Below are 18,946 nucleotides of genomic sequence, written 5' to 3'. Positions count from 1 at the left end.
AAACAGATCTCCTTTCAAATCAATTACTCTTTTAGTATATACGAGTGAGACGGGGAAAAGATTCATCGAACGGAAGGTTCATCTAAATGCCAATCGAGTCGATGGCGGATTGAACATCTTCTTTCAGTTCGTAAAACTTGAGTCTTTGCTCGATTTTCTCTGTTAAAGCGTCAATGGCTTGTCCTGACATATGCGTATGAATACGCTTTTGATGTTTATACACTTTGTTCTGAAGTTCATCAATTAGATCTAAAATTTTCCCCGCTTCTTGGCGGTCTTCTGCAAATTCATGTTGCAGCTGATGCCGGATGGCTCTGCTTAGCGCTGTTTTCTGCTCTTCTTTGATCTTTGCTTTCAAAGCAGCCAGCTCTGCTGGTGTCATGTCTTCAGTGCGAAAGTTTGTTTGAGAAAAGATGGAGCTTGATGTATGCGTATCTGTCATTCGTTGCAAAAAACGGTCTGCATCTGTTGGTTGTTTCTTTGAAAATTCCATTCCTCGTTCTCCTTATGAAATGCCCATATTCTTTGCTAGGGCTGTATCTGCATCATGGTATTCTTTCCCTAGCTGGCTCATATCATCTGATATTGAGTCCAGCCACCTTTTTATATTCATCGCGCTATCAATCGCTGTATCATACTCTTTGACGGAATAGAACTCATTCTCAAGTCCCTCCGTTTTTAAATGACGAATCACGGCATCCACATCAGAAGCCGTCAGCTGATCATAGGAACCAAAGCCAACAATCTGTTTGTATCTCGAGCGTACCTGTTCCACAGATTGATCCACTTTGTCATCGAGTTTCTCGATTTTGCGGATAATTTGCTGCATATGGTGCTCGGCATATGTCGAGAATTTACGACCTGTGTTCATGAGAACATGGGACTTGATTAAAATTGCCACCACACTTTGCGGATGAACATTCGACTGACTCAATTGATGTAACATGGCGGCAGTGAGAGAAGGGTTTTTTCTCAACATGTCATCAATGGTTTCAACAGAGCCATCTGATGAAAAGGCATACCGATTTAAGCCATGGCTGCCAGCAAGGGCTTCAAGAAACAAATTTGCATCCAATGAAGGATTAACGCTCATTGCCCGATTAAGGAGATTTTTCATAAATTGGACGGCTTTGGAGGGGTCTTCGGAGTAATCGACGCCTTCAGGTAAAGCGGCATCATACATCACTTTCACACGTCCGATTTCTGTCGTATGTCGATTTAAAAGAGAAAGCCCGTCATTGAGATTGATATATTCTGTTAATCTACTACGGTAATCACCTTTTAATGCTTTGGCTTGGAGGCCATCCGATAGATTGGGGTAAATATTCGGATTCTCAAAGGTGACCCCGCCTTTAATAAAATCATTTTTGACAAGGACATAGGACGCATTCGACCCGCCAAGTGAATGCCCTGTCACATACATCTTGGCATTTGGCATTTTCTTATGTATTTCTTTCGCATACCTGTCCGCCTGCACCATTTGATTCTCTGCGCCGTGTTCAAAGGGAATATTTTTAATCAAATACTTTGTATCTGATATCAGCCAATCTTGCACAATCTCATTTGTATAGGTCGTTGTCCCTGTCGCCACCTTCGTCGTGACTTCCTTTGACGTCTGTGACTGACGAAAAGGAGGCAGCTTCGTCAAAATGGTAGAAAGAAGATCATCTGACTCTTTTTTTCCATGTTTTTTAATGGTATCTTTATATTGGCCAGCGCCAATCGGTTCTGACCCGCGGTAGGCGATGACTGCGTTTTTGATTTTGGTGAGGTCTTTTCCTTTGTTAGAAATTCGATAATCTTCTCTTGAGACAAGGGTTAGTGCATTTAGACCTTTTTTTGTTTCTTTATAATCAACGACATACATTTTTCTACCGTTGCTAATTTTTATTGCCTTAGATTTTTTATAGCTTTCTATACTATAAGATCTAGAAGAGATCAAATTATAATCCTCATCTGTTAGTGCATATGGTCTTAACTTAGACAAAGTAGTCACTCCTATAATAATATTAACAATGATGTAAATTATAATATACTATGGGATAAATATCTATTTTAAGTAAAAATATTTAACTATGATTAGAGGTACATTTGAAGTTGAAAAGGTGGATATTATAACATGAAATACCTCAAAATTTTTTTGTTTGTTTTTATCCTTATTATCATTATTATGTCAGCCGTTTTAATTATCCAACATAAGCGAGACCAATCCCATGATGCTGGAGGGAATAACAGTATGCAACAAAAAGAGAAAAGCGACCAAGAAAAGGCAGAAGAGTATGCAAAGAAAATGAAGCCAAAAGTAGAAGAGGATTTACGTGAGTCAGATATTCACGGATTCATAAAAAAGATTACGTTTAAAAATCAAGTCACGATCAATCCGATGGGACATATCATGATTAGAGGATATATCAATGATGACCCTGAGAGATTTGGTTTTGAAGCATTATTAAGATACGAATCTGACAAAGTAGATTCGATGAGCTATGATCCTGACCTATCAGACCGTTTCGAGAATTGGGATGATTTTGATCCGCAAGTGAAAGAAGATTTTCTAAATAGCCTTTCCGAAAAAGAACGCGAACAGTATCTTAAGGATATTGGAGAAAAAGAGTAGAGCAGGAAGCAGGTACTCACCTACCTGTTTTTATTTGTGTCAATTTCATTGGTAGATTGATTAAAGGTTCATTAAGGAGTTTTTATTTTTTATGAGAAATACAATGAAATTTTCTATATTAATTGTGGTCGTTATCATCTCAGTAACTGCGTTTGTTGTAGAGTACATGAATCAGAGTCTGTCAGATGATGTAGTGGAAGAGAAGAGCGATGAAGAAAAGGCAGAAGAACTCGCAGAGAAGATGAAGCCTAAGATAGAAGAGCATTTACATAAAAGAGACATTCATCAATTTATTAAAACCATAACATTTGAAAAAGACGTGAACATCAACCCTATGGGAGATATTACGATTGATGGATATATAAATGATGAACCGGAGAAGTACGGATTCTCAGCTTCTTTACAATATAGAGCTAAAAAAATAGGTTCAATGAGTTTTGACTCTGATTTATCCGACCGCTTCATAGATTGGGAAGAATATAAAGATGAGCCGGAAATAAAAGAAAATTACCTTAAATGTTTCACCAAGAAGTAACGCGAACAGTATCTGAAAGACATTGGAGAAAAAGAGTAAAACAGGTATTTACGTGCCTTTTTTATGTTTCATTCATAAAAAGGTGGAAGTGCTAGATATGAAAAATACAATAAAACTTGTATCTGTATTGATTGGGATCATCTTTTTCTCAGTAACTTCATTAATCGTTCAGCACAATAAGCAAAGTCAATCGAATGATGCGGTGCAAGAGAAAAGCGATCAAGAAAAAGCAGAAGATTATGCAGAGAAGATGAAATCCAAAATAGAAGAACGATTACAAAATAAAGATATCCATCATTTTATAGAGAAAATAACATTCAAAAAAAAGGTAGTCATAAGTCCAATGGGATATGTAACAGTTGATGGTTATATAAATGATGAGCCTGAAAAATTTTATTTCTCAGCATCATTAATGCATAAATCTAAGGAAATTGGTTCAATGAGCTATTCTCCAGAGTTGTCTTATCGATTTAAAGACTGGGATAAATATAAAGATGAGCCTGAAATAAAGGAAAACTATCTTAAAAGACTCTCTGAAAAAGAACGCGAACAGTATCTCAAAGACATCGGAGAAAAAGAGTAATTACAAGTGTTCAACTTCTGATTATCTCCCAATCGTTGAAAAAGGCATATGCTATCATTCCCCTAACAACACTTTCAAATAAGGGAGAGATTTCAACCATGGCAAATAAAAAGAAATTGATCTTGGACGTAGACACTGGAATAGATGATGCCATCGGGATATTGCTGGCAGTGAAAAGTAATCGGTTTGATATGTTGGGGATTACAACGGTGTGTGGGAATGTGTCTGTCGATGCGGCTACATTGAATACGTGTAAAGTGCTTGAGCTGGTTGAGACAGATGATATTCCTGTCATCAAAGGTGCAGCAACGCCTCTTTTAAGAGCGCCCCATTATGAACATCTGGTTCACGGAGAGGATGGGATTGGCGGTGCTTTAAAGGATGCTCAGCCTATGAAAAAAGCAGATGCTGGTTTTGCGCCTGATTTTATCATCGACCGGGTGATGCAGTATTCGAAGCAGGTTACGCTTGTGTTGACAGGACCTTTAACGAATTTAGCCCTTGCAGTGAAAAAGTGTCCTGAGCTGATTCATCACGTGAAAGAAGTCATTTTTATGGGTGGTGTCGTTGAAGGACAGGGGAATGTCACGCCGGTTGCGGAATTTAATACATATGCAGACCCAGAAGCGGCAAAGTTAGTGCTGAATGCAGGGTTCCCTACATTAACTCAAGTGGGATTAGATGTCACGAGACAGGTCTTGCTTACGGATGAAAGAATCGATGCGATTCAGAATGAAACAGTAGCCCATTATATTAGAGAGAGCACAAGCATTTACCGTCAGCGCTATTTTGAGCGGAATGGTGTGTGGGCGTGTGCCATGCATGATCCGCTTGCTGTCAGTCTTGCCATTGACAAGCAGCTCGTGAGCACACAGGCCTTTCATGTGGATGTCGAGACGAAGAGTGAGCTTTGTGATGGACAGATGATCTGTGATTTTCAGCATCAATGGGAGAAAGAACGAAACGTTCAAGTGTGTACGGATGTAGATGCTGACGCATTCTTTGATTTATTGATCAAAACAATGAGCGCTTAAAAAAGAAGTCTGTGCAAACAGGCTTCTTTTTTATAAGATGGGAACATGAGGAAATGTATGCGTTCACATGAATAAGGGAGGAGTGAAGTCAATTGGCTTCTGTTAGTTTAAGTAGTATTGAAAAAATACGAGCAGCAAGCAGAGGGTTGCCGCCAAAGCTGAAAGCAATTGCAGAGCATATTACGAGTGAGCCCCGCGACATCATCCATTTGTCTATCGTGGAACTTGCGAAAAAGACCGCAAGCTCAGAGGCAACGATTTTTCGCCTTTGTAAAAGGCTTGGATTTGAGGGCTTTCAAGATTTGAAGATTGCTATTGCCCAGGAAATAGACCAAACAAAGCCTAATTATGTAGATGAAGAAATGAGTCTTGATGATGATATGGCTGTTTTTATGCAAAAGGTTTTTCAGACGAATATATCTGCATTAAAGGATAGCTTTCAATTATTGAATCCAGGGGATGTAGAAAAGGCTATCCAAATCATTCATGAAGCAAAACGCTTAGAGTTTTATGGGAGTGGTGGGTCTGGCCTCATTGCGACTGACGCTTTTCATAAATTTATGAGGACAGGCATCAACTGTATTGTTCACACAGATTCTCACTTTCAAGCGATGTCTGCTGGTCTTCTTGACCGGCACAGTACAGTGATCGGTATTTCTCATTCTGGACGTAATAAAGATTTGCTTGATGCGATGAAAACTGCAAAGGAAAAAGGAGCCAAAACCATTGGCATTACAAGCTATCAGCGCTCTCCATTGAGCCAGCTTGCAGATGTCACGTTGTATACAGCAACGCAAGAAACGGCTTTTCGAACAGAAGCAATGTCCGCAAGACTTGCTCAGCTGACGGTCATTGACGTTCTATATTTTGCACTTGCTCATTTAAGGCAGCAGGAAACAATAACGAATTTAAAACAAATGCGAGAAACCATTTCACAAAAAAGGGTGTAGTTATTCCAAAAATAAATTTTTCTGATAATGAAAAATGCTGATGTGGTAACGATTGTGAGCTTTTTATTGAAAATAATTTTCTTTTCGGTCGTTGAATGTCGAAAAAATTATTTTTATAATGGGATTTAGCAGGCATTCAAAAACTACATATGTGACTTCAAATCAATGATTGGGCGTGATACAGATGAAGGGGAACCAGGCGGTAATTGGTTTGGATATAGGAACAACAAGTACAAAGGCGGTTCTGTTTGGACCTCAGGGGAAGGTATTATCGAAGCATTCAGTTCCTTACGAGCTCATTCAGCCCCAGCCAGCATGGGTTGAGCAGGACCCTGAGAAGATATTAGAAGCCGTCATTGCGAGTGTAAGAGGTGCATTGACGGAAGCAGCATTTGATGAAGAAAATCTTATAGGCATCGGGATCAGTACAGCGATGCATTCCTTAATTGTGATGGATCAGGATGGAAAGACGCTAACGAACAGTATCATTTGGGCAGATAACAGAAGTGCAGAACAAGCGAAACGAATTAAATCAGATATGGATGGCTTCCACATTTATAAAAGGACAGGTACTCCGATTCATCCAATGTCACCGCTTTCAAAAATACGTTGGATGAAAGAAATGGCACCACATGTCTTTAAGAAGGCAGCAAAATTTATCTCGATCAAAGAATATATTCTTTATCATTTCTTCGGTCAGTATGTCGTCGATTATTCAATCGCTTCAGCAACGGGCATGTTTCATTTGGAAACGCTTCAATGGGATGAGAAGGCGCTTCGTATTGCTGGAATTGAAGCCAGTCAACTATCCGAACTTGTCCCAACGACATATCAACTGAGAGGACTTCAGCCAGAGATTGCACTGCGTATGGGCATTAAAGAAGATACACCATTTGTCATTGGTGCGAATGATGGCGTTCTAGCGAATTTAGGTGTGGGCGCGATTGGTCAAGGAGAGGTAGCTGTGACGATTGGGACAAGCGGTGCAGTCCGTACGGTTGTAGACAAACCAATTACAGATGAGCAATCAAGAACGTTCTGCTATGCCCTGACAGATAAGCATTGGGTTGTAGGAGGACCGACCAATAATGGCGGGATCATGCTGAGATGGCTGAAGGATGAATTCGGGTCATCAGAGGTGGAGGTAGCAAAGCGTCTAGGGGTGGACCCTTACGATCTGATGATGGATATCGCGGAAAAGGTTCCAGCTGGTTCTGAGGGTTTGCTGTTTCTGCCATTTTTATCAGGTGAGCGTGCACCTTATTGGAATCCAAATGCGAGAGGCACCTTCTTTGGAATTGGTCTTCAGCATAAGCGAGAGCATTTTATTAGAGCTGTGTTAGAAGGCGTCATTATGAGTGTTTTCTCGATCGGTGTTGCCTTAAGAGATTTAACCGGTTCAGCAAAAGATGTCAGAGCTTCGGGCGGATTTGCACGATCTCCGCTGTGGCGGCAAATTTTAGCGGATACGATGGGTAGAGAAGTGCTTGTTCCAGAAAGCTACGAGGCGTCAGCACTGGGGGCTGCTGTCCTTGCACTACATAGTTTAGGTCATATGGAAGAGATAGAAGAGGTTCAAGAGTGGATTCGAATCTCTGCTCGTCATGAACCTAATATGAAAAACAATGAAACTTACATAGAGTTGTTTTATTTATATGAGCGCCTCTACGACAAACTGAAGGATGAATTTGATGTCATTAGTGCGCTGCAATTAAAACAAAATCGTTAAACATCAGGGAAAAGGTGGGAGAACATGCTTTTATTCATTGTGATTGCGGCGATTGTCCTTTTACTCATTCTCATTACAGTCGCTAAGTTGAATCCGTTTGTGAGCTTAATTATTACTTCGATGCTAGTAGGCTTTGCGACGGGGATGGATTTGCAGGAAATCATTCAATCGATTAAAACGGGATTAGGCAATACGTTATCATTGCTGGCTATTGTTCTAGCGCTTGGTACCATGCTTGGGAAAATGATGGCTGAATCAGGGGGAGCAGAGCGAATAGCGCAAACTCTAATCGGGCGGTTTGGGACGAAAAATGTGCATTGGGCAATGATGTTTGTTGCTTTTATCGTGGGGATACCTGTCTTTTTCCAGGTCGGTTTCGTTCTTCTCATTCCTTTACTTTTTACAATTGCCATTGAAACAGGCATCTCGCTCGTGACCATTGGGATCTCGTTAATCGCTGGCCTGTCTGTCGTGCATGGGCTAGTCCCGCCTCATCCAGCGGCAATGGCAGCCGTTGGCATCTATCATGCCAACGTGGGGAAAACCATTTTCTTCTCTATTATTGTGGGATTGCCGACAGCGATTATTGCTGGACCGCTATATGGTAAGTGGATTGGAAAACGTATACATAAACCCGTTCCGGAGATGCTGAGAAAGCAATTCACTGAACGCAATGAAGATCGAAGACTCCCCGGCTTTGTGAATACGATGTTTACCATATTGGTGCCGGTGATTCTGATGCTTCTTGCCACATTGGCGGACATTATCTTACCAGAGGGCAATATGTGGTTTCAGGTATTCAAGTACATCGGAGATCCGATAACAGCATTGCTGATTGCAACGGTTTATTCTTTCTTCAGTCTTGGCTTTATGCAAGGAATGAGCCGTGACCGGGTGCTTTCCTTTAGTAATGAGTGCTTAGGTCCGATCGCTTCCATTTTGCTTGTTATTGGAGCAGGCGGAGCTTTCAACAATGTGCTCATTGATTCGGGTGTTGGTGATTATATTGCAGATTTAGCCAAACACTCGCCGATTTCACCGATTTTGCTTAGCTGGCTGATTGCTGCAGTGATTCGTGTGGCAACAGGATCTGCGACGGTATCCATGATGACGGCAGCAGGTATTGTAGCACCAATTGCTGCAACTATGCCGGATGTGAGCAGGGAGCTGCTTGTGTTAGCAACAGGAGCGGGTTCGTTAATTTTATCTCACGTCAATGATTCTGGTTTTTGGCTGATCAAGGAGTATTTTGGTATGACCATTAAAGAGACGTTTTTGACATGGACGGCTATGGAGACGATCATTTCCGTTAGTGCCATTGCATTTATTATGATTATTAATATGTTTATATAGCGAACAAGCAGTCTGATTCATATGAGTCGGGCTGTTTTTGTGTGATGTGATACCACTTTCTTCAGATTGGGGTAAAATAATGATATTGAGATGTGGGAGGCGGACACGATCGAACCATTAAAACATGTGTACAATGAATTATTTATCCAAGAATTAGCGGAGAAACTTGCGCAGGCTTCGTCTGGATTTGATGCTGAGCCATTCAAGCGGCTCGTATTTCAAGAGGATTGGCAGCAGCTTGAATTAAAAGGGCGGATGCGACGAGTCACTGAATCGATGCACGCCTGTCTGCCTCAAAACTATGAGAAGGCAATTGAGGTACTGCGTCAGGCAGCCCCGCATTTTTCAGGGCTTAGTGCGCTCGTATTTCCAGACTACGTCGAGACGTACGGCCTTGCATACTGGGACCTCTCGATCAAAGCGCTCGAATTCTTCACACCCTTTTCCACTTCTGAATTTGCCGTTCGGCCATTTCTGATTCAAGATCAGGACAAAATGCTGGCGCAAATGCTCATATGGTCTCAGGATCATGATGAACATTTGCGGAGGCTGGCTAGTGAAGGCTGCAGACCGCGTCTGCCATGGGGCTTATCTGTCCCTTCACTTAAAAAGAATCCTTCGGTCACGCTGCCCATTTTGGAAAACTTGAATGCTGACCCATCGCGGTATGTGCAAAAAAGTGTAGCGAATCATTTAAATGATATCTCTGCAATTCAGCCAGATCTGATGAAGCAGACGGTTCAAAGCTGGTATGGAACTAACAAACATACGAACTGGATTGTCAAACATGCATCTCGTACCTTACTCAAAAAAGGAGATCCAGCTATTATGGCGTTGTTTGGCTATGGGGACGATCCATCCGTTCAGGTAACGGATTTGAAGATTGTACAAGATCCTATTCGAATCGGAGAGAAAATGACATTTCATTTTACCCTACAAGCTGAAAAGCCGCTAAAGCTGCGTGTAGAGTATGCCATAGACTACGTCAAAGCTCGGGGTACCCGCAATCAGAAGGTATTTAAAATCACAGAGTTTGAAACAGACGCAACGTTACATAGAGAATTCGTCAGGTCACAGTCTTTTCAAAATATGACGACGAGAAAACATTATGAGGGGACTCATACATTAACAATCATCATCAACGGCATACCGAAAGCGTCTGTTGATTTTGAAGTGACAAAAGACAGCAGTTTATGAAAAAACCCGCCTCAATGGCGGGTTTTAGTGTTTAAGCCTTCTTTTTCATTAAGAATGAAGCGATGATGGCTGCGATTAAGAAACCGATGCTGATAATCGAGCTAGGCAAGTTTTCTTGTCTGAATAGAAACATCACAAAACTCACACTTAACACAAGACCTGCAAATAATGTCAAATACGGAAACAGCCACACTTTGAAATACGGCTCCTGTGGATATTTCGGGCGAAGTTTCAGATGTGCCAGGCAAATGCTAATCCAAATGAGTGAAACAGCAAAACCAGGAATAGCCAGCATATAACTGAAAATTTGCTCTGGATATAAGTAAGCAAAGAATGTTCCGATGAGAAGAAACAGAACGGTCACCCATAAACTCAAAATGGGTACGCCTCTTTTGTTGACCTGTGCCAGTTTTTTCGGACCGCCATCTGATTTAGAGAGAGAATGCATCATTCTCGTTGTTCCATAAATGCCAGAATTGGCAGCTGATAGAACGGCTGTAATCAATACAAAATTAATGAAGTGAGAAGCACCTTGCATACCGGCTGCTGAAAAGACTTGAACAAATGGACTGTTATTTGGATCAATTTGATTCCAAGGAATGAGTCCGCAGATGATCAAAATCGGCAAAGTGTAAAATAAGATAATACGCCACATCATACTTTTAACAACACCAGGTAAGACCTTTTCGGCATCCTTTGTTTCTGTAATGGTTAGCCCAATCAATTCAGAGCCTCCATAAGAGAAAATAACAACTAATAAAGATGCAAAGATCGCCCCCCATCCGTTCGGGACGAAGTTTTGATAGTTGGTGAGTGCCGATGTGCTTTGTTCGTTCGGAATGATCCCAAATAATAGAGCTGCACCAAGAATAATAAACACAATAATAACGAAAATCTTCATTCCAGCGAACCAAAACTCAATTTCACCAAAGTATTTTACATTATTTAAGTTAATTCCGATGACTAAGAGAGAACAGAGTAAACAAAGTGACCATAGCGGCACGTTCGGTAACCAGTATTGAAGCAGGCTGCCTGCCGCAATAATCTCGATGACACACACAGTGAGCCACATGAAACAGTAAACCCAGCCGACAACAAATGAAAAACGTTGACCAAGCGCAATCTGTATCAGGTCGCGAAGGTTATTTCCCGGATAGACAATCGCCATTTCAGCTAAGGCTGCCATTACGATGAGCAATAATAATCCAGCAAATACATAGGAAAAGATGACCCCAGGACCTGCTAAACCGATTGTATCGGCACTTCCTTTAAAGATTCCTGTACCAATGACCCCGCCCAATGCAATCATGCGAATGTGACGCGGTGATAAAAGCTTTTTTAATTCTTGTTGTTCCTGATTCGCGCTCATAACGTTCTCCTTTTTTAAAAATGCTTATGTTCCATTTTCTTTTTTCGGGACGTCAGTGTCAATATAAAAAAGAGATTTTTCAGACAAAAAAGGCGGTTGATTCTATCAAATGAGCCGTTTTTTTCCATAGAATCATTCATGACCCACCCCCATAATCTGAAACTTCGTGAAAAAATGAACATTTGCCTTCATTCTGACATAAACAATTTTCAGTTTTTGTCGATATATCTTTTGTATTACTAAAGTCCTAATAAAGAATTGTTTATAACTGTAAAATATTTCAAAAAAGTATGAAGGAATGAAAGGAGTTATGAAAGATGTTTATGAGAAAAGCAAATGATTCATCGTCGGGAACCCTTTTAAATGAGAGCAGTCGATTAGTAGAACGAATTGAGAAGGGAGACCTTTCAGCAAGAATAGATACTGCTGCATTCTCTTCAAGTCAAACGATTGAAGCAGTAGCCCAAATAAATGAAGCTTTGCAAAAGATGCAGGAAGTAAATGAAGATATTCAAATGCGGATGAATTTAGTGACAAAAGCCATTCAAGTTGGTTTATGGGATATGGTCGTGATCGCTGGAGATCCAGTCAATCCAAAAAATGAATTCACATGGACGGATGATTTCCGCAAAATGATCGGCTTTCAAAACGAGCACGATTTTCCGAACGTTTTAGACAGCTGGGCATCTCGAATTCACCCGGATGAACAAGAATATACCCTAAATGCATTCTCTTCGCATTTATCGGATCATTCGGGACGTACACCATATGATATCGAATATCGCTTGAAGTTGAAGAACGGAGATTATCGCTGGTTCAAAGCAACTGGCACGACCATTCGTGATCGAAATGGTGTCCCTCTTCGTGTGGCGGGAGCTCTTTTTGATATTCATGATCAGAAATTGAAAGAAGAAGAACTGCAAGCATTCGTGACGAGATATGACTTAATCAACCGTGCGCTTGTGGAGGCTCCTTGGGACATGGTCGTAGAGGCCGGCGATCCAGTCAACCCGAATAACGAGTTCTGGTGGTCCCCGCAATTCAGAAAAACGCTTGGTTTTACGGACGAAAAGGATTTCCCGAACGTATTAAGCAGCTGGAGCGACCGTCTGCATCCTGAGGATCAAGAAAAAGCTCTCCAAGCTTTTGCAGATCATTTAAATGATCACTCTGGACGCACACCATTTGATATTGATTACAGATTGCAGAGCAAAAATGGCGAGTATCGCTGGTATCATGCCGGTGGTGAAACCATTCGTGATGAAAAAGGTGTTCCTCTTCGTGTGGCTGGAACCATTCGTGACATCACGTTAGAAAAAAACAAAGAGAAAACAGCGAATGAAATGGCTTCACAAGTAGAACAGCTATCAAGTTCAATCAGCGAGATGGTATCAGGCATCAGCTCTGTGACAAACCAAGCGCAAGAGCTTGCTGTCGCACAGGAGCAGTCAACATCTGCTGCCAATTTAGCAAAAAATAGTGCAGATGAGACGAAAAATATTTCTGACTTGATCAAAGAAGTAGCGAACCAAACGAACTTGCTTGGTCTAAATGCTGCGATTGAGGCAGCAAGAGCTGGTGAACAAGGAAGAGGATTCTCAGTCGTTGCAGATGAAGTGCGTAAACTGGCGCTTCATAGTGCCAATGCAACGGAGAATATCGAATCTAGTTTAACGGAAATGAAAACACAAATTGATGAAATTCTTGAAAATATTTCGAACATGACAGCTCTTACACAAACACAGGCTGCTTTAACAGAGCAAGTAAATGCTTCAGTCGATGAAGTGAACCACATGTCTCAGCGCCTTGTTGCCTATTCAAAGAGTATTTAATCATCAAAAACCGCCCTCGCATAGAAGGCGGTTTTTTCATTAAAATTGATCTGCTGGGAAAACAATACCTGCATCTTTTCTTGCAGAATCAAGGACTTTCATGACGGAGAGACTTTCATCAAGCCATGCATAGCACTGTTCATGATTATTTGTTTCAATGATGTGCTGAAAAGCCTCTGCTTCATAAAACAGGCGGTTTGAATTTGTTTGTGCATTGAGTGAGATCACCTGGTCATTCACATGAAGCAGCACTTCCTCGCAGCCATTCGCCCCATTTTTCACATGAATGAAGCCCTTTTCACCTTGAATCAATGCAAAATTCATGCTGCTTGTATCCTTACTGCCGGCACTTGTCGCAATGAAATCATTGTAGGTGAAAGTTAAAACACCAGATGTATCGATGCCATTTGGGTGACGGTTTGCCTGGTAGCGGACCTGCTCCGGTAATCCGAAGAGATTCATGATGAAATGGACATTATAGATATTAATGTCCATCAATGCTCCTCCTGAGAATTCAGGGTTAAAGACATTTGGCGTTTCGCCGGCTAGCAGCTGATTATATTTGCTTGAATATTGACTATAGTTGCATTGAACCAGTTTGATTTTACCTAATTGATGAAGGTGTTTTTTGATTAAATGATAGTTTGGCATATGAACGGTCGTAATGGCTTCAAATAGGAGAAGCTGCTTTTCCTTTGCGAGTGCGATTAAGGCTTCCAGCTCTTTGACATTAGAGGTGAAAGGCTTTTCGCAAATCACATGTTTTCCGTTTCTTAATGCAGCCGTGGCATGCTCGCTATGTAATCGATTCGGTGAAGCAATATAAACGGCTTCAATATTTGGATCTTCTAGCATAGCCGTTAAATCTGTATAAGTCGTTTTTACACCAAATTGGTCTGCGAGCTTCTTTGCCGTTGCTTCCTTTCTTGAATAGACGGCATGACAAGAAGCGCCGTCAAGCTGGTCAATCGCTTGCAAGAAGCTTTCCACAATCACACCTGTTCCAATGGTTGCAATGTTCATTCTATTCAAAACCCCTTCCACTCGTTTGATATCAAGTAAAGCTGTCTCTAGTATAACTGATGTTTGAATCGCACGCGCACTTGGCACCTGGGCGGAGAGGGGCGCCAGCGGCAAACACTGGCACATCTTTGGCAGCCCTTACAATTAGCTGATGTTCGCTAATGTTTGTTTTGTTAACAATTGAATGGCAGCTTTCCTCTTCTTTAACTCTTGAATGGAGTGTTGAATATCCTCAACTTTTTGTTCGAGCAGCTGTTCAGCTTCTGTCTTTGATTGTTTTTCAAATAGCGATTTGATAATTTCGCGAATTTCTTTGAGTGAGAAATCTAGCTTTCTAGCTTCTGTGATAAAGGATAGCATGAGTACATATTTTTTATCATATAAACGATAGCCATTGTGTGCTCTTTTTGGTTCGGGGAGCACACCCTCATTTTCATAAAAACGAATGGTTTCAATATGCACACCAGACATTTTTGACAATTTACCTCTAGTAAACGTAATCATTCCCTGCACCTCCTTTCTTTGCTATCCATCATACAATTAGATTTGCTAGTTTCAAAATATTCACTGGTGAACATTTGTCTTCATTTTCACGTTGGAAAAGGGCAGAAACTCTATTTAAAGCAGGATGAATAGAATACGATATAATAGAGAAGGCATATGACAATTTTGTTACAGGTGAGAACAAGTAGACAGCGTGATGAAAAAACGATAGGCTAAAATAGGTAAATAGTAATGATATAACCTGTCATCATTAGATGATGGCTCAAAATAGTGCAGCACGTTTTTTGCTGAGAAAAGGGGACCAGTGAATGTATAAATTAGTTGCAATTGATATGGATGGTACGTTATTAAATGATCAACATATGGTGCCGGATGAGGTGTTTGAAGCCATTCAACAGGCGAAAGCAGAGGGCGTTAAAATTGTATTATGTACAGGACGGCCTATTGGCGGAGTGAATCGCTATCTAGATGATCTTCAGCTCAATCAAGAGGGAGATTATGTGATTGCCTACAATGGGGCGCTTGTCCAAAACAGTCACACAAATGAAGTAGTGTCAGAACTGACGTTATCCTATGAGGATTTAACTTCTTTATATAAGCTGAGCCGTGAGCTTGATACACCGATGCATTATTTCGATTCCGCTCATTTGTACACACCGAATCGTGATATTAGTGAGTACACAGTACTTGAATCTTATTTAACAAAGCTGCCGCTTAAATATTTACCTGTTGAAGAGGCAGATCCATCAATGAGACTTCCGAAGATGATGTATATTGATCAGCCAGAACGGTTGGAAAAGACGATACAAGCCATTCCATCTGAAGTAAAAGACAAGTACATGATGGTGAAAAGCACAGATTTCTTCCTTGAAATCCTGCATCCTGAAGTCAGCAAAGGGAATGCCGTGAAGCTTCTAGCGAAAGAGCTGGGGATTGCTCGTGAAGAGGTCATGGCCATTGGTGACAATGGCAACGACGTATCGATGCTGGAATTTGCGGGCTGCGGCGTTGCCATGGGAAATGCCATTGATGATGTCAAAGCAGTAGCGGATGTTGTGACAAAATCCAATAATGAAGCCGGCGTTGCACATATCCTGCATGAGTTAGTTCTAGGAAAATAAACAAAAAAGCGGTCTACCAGTTAGGTAGCCGCTTTTTTTAAATGTGAGAGAAAAAGTAAACAAGCATCCGTCTGCTGCTCAAATTTGTCTTTTGCAGCATCGCCTTCACATGGTCATGGACGGTATGGGTTGAAATAAATAAAGTACTGGCAATTTCCTTTGTAGACTGTCCCTTTAATAAGCAGTCTAGGACGTTCATCTCTCTTTCTGTCAGCTTGTACGTTTTTGCCGCATAAGGAAGAATATCACTGGTTTGGGCTCTCTTGATGTGAATCATGACAGCTTCTTCCTGCCCTGCTGCCTGAGTTAATCGAAATGCTTGAAGAGAGAGGAACAGCCCCGTAGGCAATCTCGTCATACTTGCCGCTGTTTGCTCAATACCGCCGTATAAAAGTTTAGCCCCTAATGCTCTAAACGGGCGCGGCATAATCGCCTTGTCATGAATTTGTTCAAAGGCTTGAAACGTCTGAAGCCAATGAAGACCCGTTTCATTTCCATAAAGAAGGTTGTAATCGTGCGAGAGAATGAGGAAGCCTTGCTGCTCCGCCGCCGCGTCCTCTTCCGTATCTCTTTTCTTGAAAAGTTCATCTCTCAGCTTGGCTGCGAGTCTAGGCGTTTGTTCGATGACCACTCGGATATCTTTTTCTTGAAAAGGTTCCTTGTCCTTTAGACGATAGAGGCTGGCAATGCCCCAGCATTCTCCTTGAATCACAAGAGCTGCCCGCAATTCATCAGACCATCCTTTAGGTAACAAAATGTCTTGGTAGCGCTCACTGTCGAGATATTCCCCGCTTTGGACTAGGCTAGCAGCATGAACAGGGCCTTTGGCTAGAGTCTCATGCTGATGCACGTCCTTTTTTAAGAACTCATTTTGAAACAGCTGGTCATGAATTTCTTCAATTGGTTCATCTGTGAAGGAACCTGTCGAGAGGAGAGTGGCTGGATCAATGGTCGTGATACAGGCGGCATCAAAATCAAGGACGGCAGCAAGTTCGTCCCGAATGTGTTGTCTCAGCTGCTGAAAATGAGTGGCTGGATTGGTCACATAATCTCCTCCTCAAAAATCCCCACTTTTAGGGATCGTGTTTTCTGTTGTCTCTTTTTACAATAAAGATATCATACCGTTAGTGTACAGGAAACGATGTAAAGCGGAAAGGAACTGGAGGAGAAGGATATGAAAGGAAACCAGCATTGGCACGATCCCGTTGCTGAGTCATATGCAGCGACGATTGCCCATAAAGTACCCGGCTATCAGCTATTGCATGAGTTGACAATAGACATATTAGAAACTGGATTAAAGGGAGCGGCTTCCTGCATCCTGACTGTTGGAGCGGGCGGGGGCGAAGAGATCATCAACATGCTTCAAAGAAAGGAAGACTGGCTCATCACAGGGGTCGATCCGTCACCTTCTATGCTGGACATGGCGAAACAGCGAGTTGCACAGCTTGAGATGGAGGCGCGTGTCACATGGCATGAGGCCTCATTAGATAAAGTTTCAGCTGAAACTGTTTACGATGCAGCGGTGAGCTTGCTTGTCATTCATTTTATAGAAAAGCGCCAGCTCTTTTTAGAGGAGGTTGCCCGCAGGCTTCAACCAGGTGCGCCGTTTGTGTTGGCATTTATACAGGGAGAGTTGAAGTCCCAAGCATTTCAACAGGAGCTTCACATGCTTTCTCTTTTCATGCAGCGGCAAGGCCTAGAAAAAGAAGTGTTTACGTCCTTTAAAAACAGACTGGGACACACGACACACCCTGTTCCCGATGAAGAAATAAAAGAGCATTTAATCAAAGCAGGATTTGAAGACATCAGACCTTATTTTCAGGCAGGAATGATTAAGGGGCTTGTTTGTAAGCGAGGTCGTAGAGAGGCGGATGAGAAATGAGATCACAGGTGATGGTAATAGGCGGCTATGGACATGTTGGACAGCAAATATGTCTTCAGCTAAGCGAAGTGTATCCCGGGCAAATTGTAGCGGCAGGCAGAAGCTATGAGAAGGCAGAGAAATTTTCACGCCAGACAAAAGGGAAAGTTCTTCCCTATCAACTAGATGTCAGTGAGCCGTTATTTTCGGACTGGGTGGATCAAACAAAACTGGTGATCATGTGCCTTGATCAAGAAGATCCGTCATTTGCCGAAACAGTTCTGCGGTCAGGTATTGATTATATAGATATCTCTGCGAAAGGGTCGTACATGGAACAGGTGGCAAAGCTGGATCAGCAGCACACCCGTGCAACGGCTTTACTCAGTGTCGGGCTTGCGCCTGGTCTTACGAACTTATTGGCAGCAAAAGCAGCATCTATGCTCTCATCAGTGAATCAAATAGATATAGGGATTATGCTTGGATTGGGTGATCAGCATGGAAAAGCCGCCATTGAATGGACGCTTGACAATGTCCATACTGACTATGTGATTACTAAGCATCATCAGCATAAAAGAGTCAAAAGCTTTACCGGAGGCAAGCGTATAGACTTTGGTGTGAAACTTGGAAAGCGGCAAGCCTATCAGTTCCCCTTCTCTGATCAGCAAACATTGCCTTTGACGCTCAGCGTGCCTTCTGTGACAACAAGGCTTTGTTTTGATTCTCGCGCGGCAACGCGGGCATTTGCCTTCACAAGGAGCCTTGGAATGACGTCCCTCCTCAATGTGCCGAAAATTAAGGAACGTGCTATTTCCATGATTCAATCTGCTCAAATGGGAACAGATCAATATGCAGTGAAAGTGGAGGCGACAGGAATGGAGGGGAACAAGATTCATCAAGCAGCGCTTGGAATAAAAGGGCATGATGAGTCTCAAGCAACAGCTCAAGTCGCCTCTGCTGCAGCACTGCATTTATTGAGCAGGCGGTTTCAGACAGGTGTGTTTCATATCGAACAATTATTTTCATTAGCGTATGAGAATGGTGATTTTGCGTTGGTGGATCAAAAAACGAAGGGAAAGCGTGTGTTAGCGCTGAAAGCCAGCCTTTTAACGGCATAAAAGAAGACTAGCAGGATGCTAGTCTGGGTAACGAGATGAAGACATTTTCACTCTAAGATATGCGTCAGTTCAAAAGAATAGATCAGTCATGTGGCAGCTTTATTCATGATCTGCTTGAAAAAC

18 protein-coding genes are annotated in these 18,946 nt (G+C 41.9%); 12 read left to right on the top strand and 6 right to left on the bottom strand.

From position 1 onward, the window contains the following. Nucleotides 1-82 precede the first annotated feature (82 nt). Nucleotides 83-493 carry a hypothetical protein gene (locus MHH68_RS18070; protein WP_339164537.1) on the bottom strand — a complete coding sequence of 137 codons (411 nt, stop codon included), beginning with the start codon at nucleotides 491-493 and terminating at the stop codon, nucleotides 83-85. A 12-nt stretch (nucleotides 494-505) separates the two neighbouring features. Next, the gene (locus MHH68_RS18065; protein WP_339164535.1) at nucleotides 506-1,996 is read right to left on the bottom strand and encodes a lipase; all 1,491 of its coding nucleotides are present in this window, start codon (nucleotides 1,994-1,996) and stop codon (nucleotides 506-508) included. Nucleotides 1,997-2,119: 123 nt separating this feature from the next. On the opposite strand from MHH68_RS18065, the gene MHH68_RS18060 reads away from it, so the two are divergent. From MHH68_RS18060 to MHH68_RS18025, 8 genes are all read left to right on the top strand, one after another. Beyond that, nucleotides 2,120-2,617 carry a DUF1433 domain-containing protein gene (locus MHH68_RS18060; RefSeq protein WP_169056032.1) on the top strand — a complete coding sequence of 166 codons (498 nt, stop codon included), beginning with the start codon at nucleotides 2,120-2,122 and terminating at the stop codon, nucleotides 2,615-2,617. Nucleotides 2,618-2,708: 91 nt separating this feature from the next. Next, nucleotides 2,709-3,152 (top strand): DUF1433 domain-containing protein, encoded by a 444-nt coding sequence (locus MHH68_RS18055; RefSeq protein WP_339164532.1) that lies wholly within the window; start codon nucleotides 2,709-2,711, stop codon nucleotides 3,150-3,152. 97 nt (nucleotides 3,153-3,249) lie between these two features. Then, nucleotides 3,250-3,735, top strand: a complete 486-nt coding sequence (locus MHH68_RS18050; protein ID WP_339164530.1) for a DUF1433 domain-containing protein — start codon at nucleotides 3,250-3,252, stop codon at nucleotides 3,733-3,735. 98 nt (nucleotides 3,736-3,833) lie between these two features. After that, nucleotides 3,834-4,769, top strand: a complete 936-nt coding sequence (locus MHH68_RS18045; protein WP_339164529.1) for a nucleoside hydrolase — start codon at nucleotides 3,834-3,836, stop codon at nucleotides 4,767-4,769. 92 nt (nucleotides 4,770-4,861) lie between these two features. Beyond that, entirely contained in the window at nucleotides 4,862-5,719 is an 858-nt protein-coding gene (locus tag MHH68_RS18040) for a MurR/RpiR family transcriptional regulator (RefSeq protein ID WP_061410056.1), read from the top strand. Between the two features lie 184 nt (nucleotides 5,720-5,903). After that, nucleotides 5,904-7,448: a gluconokinase gene (gene gntK, locus MHH68_RS18035; RefSeq protein WP_061410054.1), complete on the top strand. Its 1,545-nt coding sequence runs from the start codon at nucleotides 5,904-5,906 to the stop codon at nucleotides 7,446-7,448. 24 nt (nucleotides 7,449-7,472) lie between these two features. Continuing rightward, entirely contained in the window at nucleotides 7,473-8,801 is a 1,329-nt protein-coding gene (locus tag MHH68_RS18030; RefSeq protein WP_339164526.1) for a GntP family permease, read from the top strand. 90 nt (nucleotides 8,802-8,891) lie between these two features. After that, nucleotides 8,892-9,998 carry a DNA alkylation repair protein gene (locus MHH68_RS18025; protein ID WP_339164524.1) on the top strand — a complete coding sequence of 369 codons (1,107 nt, stop codon included), beginning with the start codon at nucleotides 8,892-8,894 and terminating at the stop codon, nucleotides 9,996-9,998. A gap of 31 nt (nucleotides 9,999-10,029) precedes the next feature. Here MHH68_RS18025 and MHH68_RS18020 read toward each other — a convergent pair whose 3' ends face one another. Further along, nucleotides 10,030-11,367, bottom strand: a complete 1,338-nt coding sequence (locus MHH68_RS18020) for an amino acid permease (RefSeq protein WP_169056027.1) — start codon at nucleotides 11,365-11,367, stop codon at nucleotides 10,030-10,032. Nucleotides 11,368-11,684: 317 nt separating this feature from the next. Here MHH68_RS18020 and MHH68_RS18015 point away from each other — a divergent pair, with 317 nt between their 5' ends. After that, nucleotides 11,685-13,199, top strand: coding sequence for a PAS domain-containing protein (locus MHH68_RS18015; protein WP_058013290.1), 1,515 nt, complete (start codon nucleotides 11,685-11,687; stop codon nucleotides 13,197-13,199). Nucleotides 13,200-13,238: 39 nt separating this feature from the next. On the opposite strand, the gene MHH68_RS18010 is transcribed toward MHH68_RS18015, so the two are convergent. After that, complete coding sequence (locus MHH68_RS18010; RefSeq protein WP_339165820.1) at nucleotides 13,239-14,222, bottom strand: Gfo/Idh/MocA family oxidoreductase; 984 nt, start codon at nucleotides 14,220-14,222, stop codon at nucleotides 13,239-13,241. Between the two features lie 144 nt (nucleotides 14,223-14,366). Then, entirely contained in the window at nucleotides 14,367-14,726 is a 360-nt protein-coding gene (locus tag MHH68_RS18005; RefSeq protein ID WP_039182663.1) for a MerR family transcriptional regulator, read from the bottom strand. Nucleotides 14,727-15,034: 308 nt separating this feature from the next. Here MHH68_RS18005 and yidA point away from each other — a divergent pair, with 308 nt between their 5' ends. Continuing rightward, nucleotides 15,035-15,847 carry a sugar-phosphatase gene (yidA, locus tag MHH68_RS18000; protein WP_169056025.1) on the top strand — a complete coding sequence of 271 codons (813 nt, stop codon included), beginning with the start codon at nucleotides 15,035-15,037 and terminating at the stop codon, nucleotides 15,845-15,847. A gap of 37 nt (nucleotides 15,848-15,884) precedes the next feature. On the opposite strand, the gene MHH68_RS17995 is transcribed toward yidA, so the two are convergent. Further along, nucleotides 15,885-16,892, bottom strand: a complete 1,008-nt coding sequence (locus MHH68_RS17995; protein ID WP_339164520.1) for a helix-turn-helix transcriptional regulator — start codon at nucleotides 16,890-16,892, stop codon at nucleotides 15,885-15,887. Nucleotides 16,893-17,021: 129 nt separating this feature from the next. Between MHH68_RS17995 and MHH68_RS17990 the strand changes: the two genes are divergently transcribed. Together MHH68_RS17990 and MHH68_RS17985 are read left to right on the top strand one after the other, a co-directional pair. Next, nucleotides 17,022-17,729 (top strand): class I SAM-dependent methyltransferase, encoded by a 708-nt coding sequence (locus MHH68_RS17990; protein WP_339164518.1) that lies wholly within the window; start codon nucleotides 17,022-17,024, stop codon nucleotides 17,727-17,729. Further along, nucleotides 17,726-18,823, top strand: a complete 1,098-nt coding sequence (locus tag MHH68_RS17985; RefSeq protein WP_339164516.1) for a saccharopine dehydrogenase NADP-binding domain-containing protein — start codon at nucleotides 17,726-17,728, stop codon at nucleotides 18,821-18,823. Before MHH68_RS17990 ends, MHH68_RS17985 begins: the two co-directional genes overlap by 4 nt. Nucleotides 18,824-18,946: the final 123 nt, after the last annotated feature.

Source organism: Bacillus sp. FSL K6-2841 (assembly GCF_037976435.1).
Taxonomy (GTDB): Bacteria; Bacillota; Bacilli; order Bacillales; family Bacillaceae; genus Bacillus; species Bacillus pumilus.
Note: the sequence above shows the minus strand (reverse complement) of the source record. Positions and strands in the feature narration are given on the sequence as shown.

Excerpts from the sequence above, each read along its gene's own strand:
- MHH68_RS18050 (WP_339164530.1), top strand. The coding sequence starts at position 3,250 with ATGAAAAATACAATAAAACTTGTATCTGTATTGATTGGGATCATCTTT.
- MHH68_RS18070 (WP_339164537.1), bottom strand. The coding sequence starts at position 493 with ATGGAATTTTCAAAGAAACAACCAACAGATGCAGACCGTTTTTTGCAA.
- MHH68_RS18030 (WP_339164526.1), top strand. The coding sequence starts at position 7,473 with ATGCTTTTATTCATTGTGATTGCGGCGATTGTCCTTTTACTCATTCTC.
- MHH68_RS18015 (WP_058013290.1), top strand. The coding sequence starts at position 11,685 with ATGTTTATGAGAAAAGCAAATGATTCATCGTCGGGAACCCTTTTAAAT.
- MHH68_RS18020 (WP_169056027.1), bottom strand. The coding sequence starts at position 11,367 with ATGAGCGCGAATCAGGAACAACAAGAATTAAAAAAGCTTTTATCACCG.
- MHH68_RS18005 (WP_039182663.1), bottom strand. The coding sequence starts at position 14,726 with ATGATTACGTTTACTAGAGGTAAATTGTCAAAAATGTCTGGTGTGCAT.
- MHH68_RS17985 (WP_339164516.1), top strand. The coding sequence starts at position 17,726 with ATGAGATCACAGGTGATGGTAATAGGCGGCTATGGACATGTTGGACAG.
- gntK (WP_061410054.1), top strand. The coding sequence starts at position 5,904 with ATGAAGGGGAACCAGGCGGTAATTGGTTTGGATATAGGAACAACAAGT.
- MHH68_RS18045 (WP_339164529.1), top strand. The coding sequence starts at position 3,834 with ATGGCAAATAAAAAGAAATTGATCTTGGACGTAGACACTGGAATAGAT.
- MHH68_RS18025 (WP_339164524.1), top strand. The coding sequence starts at position 8,892 with ATGTGGGAGGCGGACACGATCGAACCATTAAAACATGTGTACAATGAA.
- MHH68_RS18060 (WP_169056032.1), top strand. The coding sequence starts at position 2,120 with ATGAAATACCTCAAAATTTTTTTGTTTGTTTTTATCCTTATTATCATT.
- MHH68_RS18055 (WP_339164532.1), top strand. The coding sequence starts at position 2,709 with ATGAGAAATACAATGAAATTTTCTATATTAATTGTGGTCGTTATCATC.
- MHH68_RS17990 (WP_339164518.1), top strand. The coding sequence starts at position 17,022 with ATGAAAGGAAACCAGCATTGGCACGATCCCGTTGCTGAGTCATATGCA.
- yidA (WP_169056025.1), top strand. The coding sequence starts at position 15,035 with ATGTATAAATTAGTTGCAATTGATATGGATGGTACGTTATTAAATGAT.
- MHH68_RS18010 (WP_339165820.1), bottom strand. The coding sequence starts at position 14,222 with ATGAACATTGCAACCATTGGAACAGGTGTGATTGTGGAAAGCTTCTTG.